The following is an 8258-nucleotide window of genomic DNA, read 5'->3' on the forward strand; positions in this document are numbered from 1 at the left end:
GCTGAAGGAGTCCGCATGTCACCCGTCCTGCTGCACGATCTGCTCGACGAGGCCGCCGCGCGGTCTCCCGGCGCGCCCGCGCTCACCACGGCGGACGGCACCGCCGGCCACCGGGAGCTGGCCGAGCTGAGCGAGCGCGCGGCCCGCTGGCTGGCCGCGCAGGGCGTCGGGCGCGGCGACCGGGTCGTGCTCCTCGGGACGCACGGGACGGTCACGGCGGCGCTGGTGTACGGCTGCGCCCGCATCGGCGGGGTCTTCTCGATCCTGCACGAGCAGACCACGCCGCGCAGCCTCGCGCACGTGCTCGACGACGCCGAGCCCCGGCTGCTGGTCGCCGACGGCGCCGAGGCCGCGGCGGAGGCCGAGCGGCGAGGGGTGCCGGTGTTCCCGGGCAAGGAGGTGGCCGACGCCGTCGCCGACACCCCGGCCGGTCCCCTGGACCGGTCCGGGGTGCTGCCCGTCGACCCGGTCTGCTTCATCTACACCTCGGGGAGCACGGGGACGCCCAAGGCGGTCGTGTCCACGCACGCGCAGGTGGTGTTCGCCGCGCGGGCGATCCAGCAGGTCCTGCGCTACCGGGAGCGGGACGTGGTCTTCGTCGCCCTCCCGCTGTCCTTCGACTACGGCCTCTACCAGCTCTTCCTGGCCGTGCAGGCGGGCGCGCACGTGTGGCTCGGCGAGCCGTCCGACGCGGGGCCCGCGCTGCTGCGGGCACTGCGCCGCAGCGGCGCGACCGTGCTCCCGGCCGTGCCGTCCATGGCCGCGAACCTGGCGACGATGCTCAAGCGGTACGGCGGGACGGCGCCGCTGCGGCTGCTCACCAACACCGGGGCGGCGATGCCCGCCGCGACCCTCGCCGTCCTCCGCCGCCACCTGCCGGACCTGCGGGTCCAGCTCATGTACGGGCTGACGGAGTGCAAGCGCGCGGCCATCATGCCGCCGGACGGGGACCTGAGCCGCCCGGGCTCCAGCGGGCGGGCCCTGCCGGGCACCGAGCTGCTGGTCGTGGCGCCGGACGGGACGCCGCTGCCGCCCGGCGAGAGCGGCGAGATCGTGGTGCGCGGCCCGCACGTGATGAGCGGCTACTGGCGGCGGCCGGAGCTGACGGCCGAGCGCTTCCCGCGCCGGGACGGGCTCTTCCCCGAGTTGCGCACCGGCGACTGGGGCCACCTGGACGCCGACGGGTACCTCTACTTCGACGGCCGCGACGACGACGTCTACAAGTCGCGGGGCATCCGGGTCAGCACGCTGGAGGTCGAGGCGGCGGCCCACCGGGTGCCGGGCGTGGCGGGGGCGGCGGTCCTCCCGCCGGGGGACGGCAGGCCCGAGGCGGTCCTGTTCGCGGTGACCGGCCTGGAGCCGTCCGCCGTGATGGCGGGGCTGCGGGACGAGCTGGAGCCCTACAAGCTGCCCGGCCGCTGCGTCATCGTGGACGGGCTTCCGCTCAACGGCAACGGGAAGACCGACCGCTCCGCGCTCAAGGCCCTGATACCCGCGCCGCGCGCTGAGCGCTGACCTGCTGAACACTGACCCGCCGTCCGCGGAGTGCTGCCGCGCGGACCACCGCTCCGCGCGGCAGTGCCCCGCCGGCCTGTGGCCTGCGGGGCACCGACCCGCGATGCGCGGCCCGCGGACCGCGCATCGCGGGAGCCCTGTTCCTCTGCTCCCCTGCTCTCTACTCCCGGATTCCGGCGAGCTCGGTCACGCGGCCGCGCATGGCGTTCGCCGCCGCGATGGTGGCCGCCAGGACGCCGATCCCCGCGCAGGCGAGGATGACGGCGCCGGTGGACAGCCAGGGGATCGTGACCGGGAAGCTCCCGATCAGGCTGTGGATGGCGATGCCCTGCACCAGCAGGACCGACAGTCCCGCGAAGCAGGCGACGATCGCGCCGAGCGCGACGGCGATGGCCGACTCCGCCGCGACCCACCAGAGGATCTGCCTGCGGGTCGCGCCCGCCAGGTGGAGGGCGGCCAGCTCGCGGCGCCGTCCCGTGCTGGCCATCACCATCGTGTTCGCCACCGCGACCAGCGAGTAGATCAGCGCGATGCCCAGCACCAGGAACGTGGTGGTGCGGCTCGACTCGTTCGAGTCGGACGTCTTGGCCTCCAGGGCCTGGGTCCGGGACACCACCTTGGCCGGCTGGCCCGCCATCGCCGTCCGCAGGGCCTGCTCGGCCATGGCGGGGGCGGTGCCCGGAAGCACCCGCACGTCCACCCGGCGCGGGGAGCCGCCGGTGACCGCGTCGGAGCTGAGGAAGCACAGGTCGTTGGCCAGGCCGGTACGGGCGACCGCCTTGACGGTCACGTCCCGCTTCGTCCCGTCCGGGCCCCAGATCGACACCTGCGTGCCCGGCTCCAGGTCGCCACCGCCGGAAGCCTTCTGGTCCACGATCAGCGATGCGGGGCCGAAGTCGCGCAGCGACCCGGACCGCAGCGCGGGCGCCTCCACGTTCGGCACGTCGGCGGGGTCCACCACCTGAGCGTTGAGCGCGTCGATGAAGTCGCCGTTCCGGCTCCCGACGTAGACCTGGGCCTCGCGGACCGGCGCCACCTGCACGCCCTTGACCTGGCGGAGCGCGGCGACCGTCGCGTCGGGCAGCGTCCGCCCGTTCCCGGGCAGGACCACGAAGTCGGCCCGGACGGTCTGGGCGGTCTGGTGCGTCACCGCGCTCTCGGAGTTGTCCTGGATGATGAAGAACGTCGCCGCGACGCCGACCGCGACCACCACGGCCCCGGCGGTGGCGGCCGTGCGGCGCGCGGCCGCCATGGCGTTCGCTCTGACGATCATGGAGGCCGTGCCCATCCGGGTCAGCGGCCAGGTCAGCCAGCGCACGAGCGGCCCCGCCATCACCGGCAGCAGCAGCGCGAAGGCGCCGACGAACAGCAGCGGGATGTCGATGACCTTCCGCAGGTTGGTCATCGCGGTCGGCGAGCCGCTGATCGTGGAGGCGGCGACGGCCACGGCCGAGCCGAGGGCGGCGATGCCGAGCAGCCAGCGCGTCGGCGTCATCACCCGCTTGTCGACGGCGGCGTCGCGCAGCGCCTCGACCGGCGCGACCCGTCCCGCCCGCCAGGCGGTGACGGACGAGCCGCCGAGCGCGGAGAGCAGCCCGGTCGCGAACCCGACCGGCAGGGGCCACCAGGAGACGCCGACGGTGAACCAGCCGGGCGCGACCTCCGCGTCGACCAGCCACTCCCCGACCAGCCTGCCGCCGAAGACCCCGATCCCGCAGCCGACGAGCGAGGCCACGACGCCGATCAGCGCCGCCTCGCCGATGATCATGCGGCGCATCTGCCGCGGCGTCGCGCCGATCATCCGCAGCTGCGCCATCTCCCGGCGCCGCAGGTCGGCGACGAACGCGAAGGTGGCGATCACCACGAAGATCGCGACGAAGCTGACCACGGCGGTGGTGGTCTCGGCCGTGATCTCGGTGCCGTTGAGCAGGTCCTTGCCGCCGCTCGGGTCGGGGTCGGCCTTCTTGCGGTCCGATCCGGTCAGGACGTTCGCCGCGTTGCCGACCGCCTGCCGGACGGCCTCCGGCGAGGCGAACACCGCGGCCGCCGCGGTGGACGGCTCGATCCTGGCCGCCGCCTGGTCGGTGAAGAAGACCGCGCTCTCGAACCACTGCGGCTTGACGACGCCCGACACGGTGAAGGTCTGCCGGCCGGCGCCGGTGTCCACGCTCAGCTTGCGGCCGACGTCGGCGGCGGAGCCGCTCGCGAGGACGATCTGGTCGTCGGCGCCGGGCGCGCGCCCGGCGGTGAGCCGGTAGCGGCCCAGCGCGGCGGCCGACCAGCCGTGCCCGACCTGCTTGGCCGGGCCGCCGGCCGTCCGCACGTCGAAGGTCCGGTCGGGGACGGTGCGTCCGGCCGAGGAGAGCCTGGTCACCAGCTCGGGCGGCAGCGGCGCGGGCCGCTGGAGCTTCATGTCGAGCTGGATGCCCTCGTACCTGAACGGCAGGGTGTCGTGGGGCGTCACGACGACGGGCGCCTCGGCGAAGCGCTGCGGCCCGGGGAACGGGGTCTGCAGCGCGGCCGCCAGCGTGAGCAGCATCGGCACGACGATGGCGACGCCGCCCACGAGGGCGAAGAAGGCGCCGACGAAGCTGATCCAGCGGGTGCGGATCGTGGCGAGGGCCAGCCGCAGGACGGCGGCGGTGGACTGCTCGCCGCTCACGCGCCGGCCTCCATGGCGGCCAGCTGCGCGGCCACCAGGTCGGCGGTCGGATCGGCCAGCTCGCCGGAGATCCGGCCGTCGGCGAGGAACAGGACCCGGTCGGCGTGCGAGGCGGCCCTCGGGTCGTGCGTCACCATGACGACGGTCAGGCCCGGCCCGTCCACGAGGCCGCGCACGAGCTTGAGCACCTCGCGGGACGAGGCGGAGTCGAGGGCCCCGGTCGGCTCGTCGGCGAAGACCACGTCCGGGCGGGTGACCAGCGCCCGCGCGATGGCCACGCGCTGCTGCTGGCCGCCCGACAGCTCGCTCGGGCGGTGCCCGGCCCGGTCGGTGAGGCCCACGGACTCCAGCACCGCGTCGACGTCGCCGGGTGGCGCCGGCCGCCCCGCCAGCCGCCGGGGCAGCTCGATGTTCTGCCGGGCGGTCAGCGAGGGGATCAGGTTGAACGCCTGGAAGACGAAGCCGATCCGGTCGCGGCGCAGGATCGTCAGCGCGTTGGACGACAGGCCGCTCAGCTCCGCGCCGGCGACGCGCACCTGCCCGGAGGTCACGGTGTCGAGGCCGGCGGCGCATTGCAGGAGCGTGGACTTGCCCGACCCCGACGGCCCCATCACGGCCGTGAAGGTACCGGCCTCGAACACCGCCGAGACTCCCGCCAGCGCCTTCACCACACCGGCGTCGGTGCTGTACTCCTTGTGCACCTCGACCAGCTCGACGGCCTCGCCGACCTGGGACTCCTTCACGGTGGTCCGGTTTCGCAGAGTGAACATGAACGGGTCCTGTCGTCGGCTTCTGGGGGGAGGCGTGGGGTGCGGGGCCCAACGCTTACGACGCTAGTGAAGGGCCGTGTCCGTGTCGCTGGCGCTAAGTACACTCTTGATCCGGTAGCTGGGTGCAGGCTGGCGAAACAGACCTACGCCATCGCCACCAGGACGCGGCGGTCGCCGGTGAACGGGCGGCGTCCGTGCGCGGTCAGCACGTTGTCGATGATCAGCAGATCCCCGCGGCGCCAGTCGACGTCCACGGCGCACGCCAGGCCCCGTTCCATGATCTGGTGGATGTAGGAGTCGGGGATCGGGCGGCCGTCGGCGAAGCGGACCGACTGGGGCAGCTCCTCCTCTGGCAGGATCTTGGCGAGCGCCTTCCCGGCCTCGCCCAGACCGGCCGGGTGCCACTGGTCGGCCTGGTTGAACCAGACCTCGGCGCCGGTCACCGGATGCCGGACGATGGCCTGGCGGGTCTGCGCGATCCGCAGCGTCCCGCCCGGCAGCCACTCGTGCTCGGCCTGCGTCTCGCCGAGGAACGCCTCGACCTCGTCCCGGTCGGTGGTCTCGAAGGTGTCCTGCCAGCTCTTGCCCAGCCCGGACCCGCCGTGCAGGTTCTGGGTGTAGCGGACGCCTTCCGAGAAGTCGGCGACCAGCTCGTCGTCCAGCTCGGCGAGCCACCGCGCGGTGTCCGCCACGGGCGTCGCGCCGCCGCTGCCGGGCGGCACCGCGCAGAAGAACGTCAGGCGGTCCGGCCAGGAGTGCGCGTACGACATCTCGCTGTGCATGGAGATCGTCAGATCGGCCGGGTACTCGGTGGAGGTGTAGACGTTGGCGCCGACCTTGGTGCGCGGCGAGTTGCCGTGCACGTAGGCCAGCCGGCGCGGCAGCAGCAGGTCCAGGACCTCCGGCAGGGTCTCCTCGGTGGCGTCGAGGCCCCGGAAGACCAGCGCCTTGTCGCCCACGAGCACCGTGCCGAGGTCGTTGTCGGCGAGGAACTCCTTCAGTCCCTGGCCCCCGTCCACCGGAACCTCGCGCGGCTTCCAGTCGGCCTGTCCCATCACGGGCACCTTTCGTCGTCGTTGGCTATGCGGATCACATTTTGGCGCGGCGGATCGCGGGCGTGGCCACGGCGATCACGCCGAAGGCGGCCATCGCCACGGCCGAGACCAGGAGGGTGTCGCGCGCCCCGAACAGGTGGAGGGAGAACCCGCCGACGAGCGAGCCGACGGAGTTCATCCCGGACGCGACCAGGCCGAGGACACTGCCGACCCGCCCCTGGAGGCGGTCCGGCGTCGTCTTCACCTGGTAGATGCCGGCCGCCACGTTCATCACGGCGCCGGCGAACACCATCGCGCCGAACAGCACGCCCAGGGCCACCGGGTTGCCGGTGAAGGCGATCCCGGTGAGGAAGATCCCCCAGACGAAGAACGTCCCGGTGAACAGGACGGGCATGCCGAACCACTTGAGCAGCTTCTGGGCCACCAGCGCCCCGGCGACGCCGCCGAGGCCCGCGATCAGGCCGATGAGGCCGACCAGGGCGGGCGAGCCGTCCCGCTCCTTGATGACCAGGACGATGGCGATCGCCAGCACCTGGAAGACGATGTTGCTCCCGGCGATGAGGGCGATGGCGACCCGGAGCACCTTGTCCTGCCAGACCCATCGCAGGCCCTCGGCGATGTCCCTGCGGAACTTGCCCTTCTTGCGGCCGCTCTTCTCCTCCTCCTCGTCGCGCGGGTCCTCGAACGGGCGGCGGATCATCAGCAGGAGCACCAGCGCGGCCAGGTGGGTGAGCGCGGTGAGCCCGAACGGCAGCCAGCGGGTGACGGCGAAGAGCCCGGAGCCGACCGGCTGCCCGAGCAGCCCGGACGCCTGCCCTCGCGCCTCGTTCTGCGACAGTCCCGCCGACAGCTGGTCCTCGGGCAGGACGTGCCGGATCGCGGCCCGCTCGGCCAGCCGGTAGACGATCGCGGCGGTGCCCTCGATGAAGGCGGCGGCCATGATCTGCGGCAGCCACATATGCCCGGACGCCAGGACCAGCACGACGCCGAGCATCGACAGGACCCCGGCGAGGTCGCAGTAGATCATCAGGCGGCGGCGGGGCACCCGGTCCACCAGCACGCCCGCCGGGATCTGCACCAGCAGCTGCGGCAGCAGCGCGGCGAACCCGACCAGGCCGGCGCCGACGGTGTCCCCGCGCCAGACCATCAGCAGCGGGTAGGCGACGGCCGCGGCGCGCATGCCGAGCGTGGACAGGCCCGCGCTCGTCCACAGCAGGAGGAAGTCGCGGTTGCGGCGCAGCGGGACCGGCTTGCCGCCGTCCTGGCTCGGAGGGAGGTCCTCGATGACGCTCATGTCAGGCCCCCCGCCGTTCCACGACGCCGTTCGCGCACCACTCAAGGACGGCCATCGCGCTCCACATCTTGTTCTCGGCCTGCTCGAATGCGATGCTCCTGGGCCCGTCCAGGACCTCGGCGGTGACCTCGTCGCCGCGGTGGGCGGGCAGGTCGTGCATGAACAGGGCGTCGGGGCTGGCGCGCCACAGGTCGCCGGTCACCTGGAACGGCTCGAACAGCCGCCGCCAGTCGGGATCGGCCTTGCTGGTCCCCGTGGTCTGCCAGCGGGTCGTGTAGACGACGTCCATCCGCTCGGGGACGTCCTCCAGGCTCTGGCTCTCGGTGAGGGTCGAGCCGTTGGCGGCGGCCTGCTTCGCGGCGCGGGTGCCGATCTCGGCGCTGAGCCCGTATCCCGGCGGCGTGGCCAGGTGCAGGTGCACGTCGCGGAAGCGGGTCAGGCCGAGGGCGAGCGCGGCGGCGGTGTTGTTGCCCTCGCCGACATAGAGGACGCGAAGGCCCTCGATCCGGCCGAAGCGCCGGTGGAGGGTGGTGAGGTCGGTCAGGCCCTGCGTCGGGTGCTCCTGGGCGCTCATCGCGTTCACCACCGACATGCCGCCGAGCGCCGCCCAGGCGCGCATCTCCGCCTGGTCGTCGGCGGTGCGCGCCACCATGATGTCGAGCATCCGGGCGAACACGGCGCCGGTGTCCTCGGCCGTCTCGCCGGTGGCGAGCTGGAGCTCCTCGGGCCGGAAGGTGACGATGCCGCCGCCGAGCCGCTGGGCGCCCGCGGAGAACGCCGTCCTGGTGCGGGTGGAGGTGCGGCGGAAGAGGATCCCCGTCACCGTGCCGGCGAGCGGCGCCCCGTCCGCCCCGGAACGGCCGGCGAAGCGGGCGCCGCGCACCATGACGGAGTGCAGGTCCTCATCCGAGAGGTCGCTGAGGGAGATGACATGGCGTGCGGTCAAGGCCCGTCCTTTCGTT

6 protein-coding genes are annotated in these 8258 nt (G+C 73.5%); 1 reads left to right on the top strand and 5 read right to left on the bottom strand.

Features of this window, described 5'->3' with window-relative positions; translation table 11 throughout:
• The first annotated feature begins 15 nt into the window (after positions 1-15).
• Positions 16-1515, top strand: coding sequence for a class I adenylate-forming enzyme family protein (locus E1298_RS06130; RefSeq protein ID WP_131889812.1), 1500 nt, complete (start codon positions 16-18; stop codon positions 1513-1515).
• Positions 1516-1675: 160 nt separating this feature from the next.
• Here the strand turns inward: E1298_RS06130 and E1298_RS06135 are convergent, their stop codons facing one another.
• The 5 genes from E1298_RS06135 to E1298_RS06155 form a co-directional block, all read right to left on the bottom strand.
• Positions 1676-4177, bottom strand: coding sequence for an ABC transporter permease (locus tag E1298_RS06135; RefSeq protein ID WP_131889814.1), 2502 nt, complete (start codon positions 4175-4177; stop codon positions 1676-1678).
• Positions 4174-4947: an ABC transporter ATP-binding protein gene (locus E1298_RS06140; RefSeq protein WP_131889816.1), complete on the bottom strand. Its 774-nt coding sequence runs from the start codon at positions 4945-4947 to the stop codon at positions 4174-4176. Before E1298_RS06140 ends, E1298_RS06135 begins: the two co-directional genes overlap by 4 nt.
• A gap of 143 nt (positions 4948-5090) precedes the next feature.
• A complete protein-coding gene (locus E1298_RS06145) occupies positions 5091-6002 on the bottom strand; it encodes a TauD/TfdA family dioxygenase (protein ID WP_131889818.1) in 912 nt (303 codons plus the stop codon).
• Positions 6003-6036: 34 nt separating this feature from the next.
• On the bottom strand, positions 6037-7296 hold the full coding sequence (locus tag E1298_RS06150; RefSeq protein WP_131889820.1) for an MFS transporter: 1260 nt from the start codon (positions 7294-7296) through the stop codon (positions 6037-6039).
• A gap of 1 nt (position 7297) precedes the next feature.
• Positions 7298-8242, bottom strand: coding sequence for an ornithine carbamoyltransferase (locus E1298_RS06155; protein WP_131889822.1), 945 nt, complete (start codon positions 8240-8242; stop codon positions 7298-7300).
• Positions 8243-8258 lie beyond the last annotated feature (16 nt).

Origin of the sequence: Actinomadura rubrisoli (assembly GCF_004349215.1) — a bacterium.
GTDB classification, from domain to species: domain Bacteria; phylum Actinomycetota; class Actinomycetes; order Streptosporangiales; family Streptosporangiaceae; genus Spirillospora; species Spirillospora rubrisoli.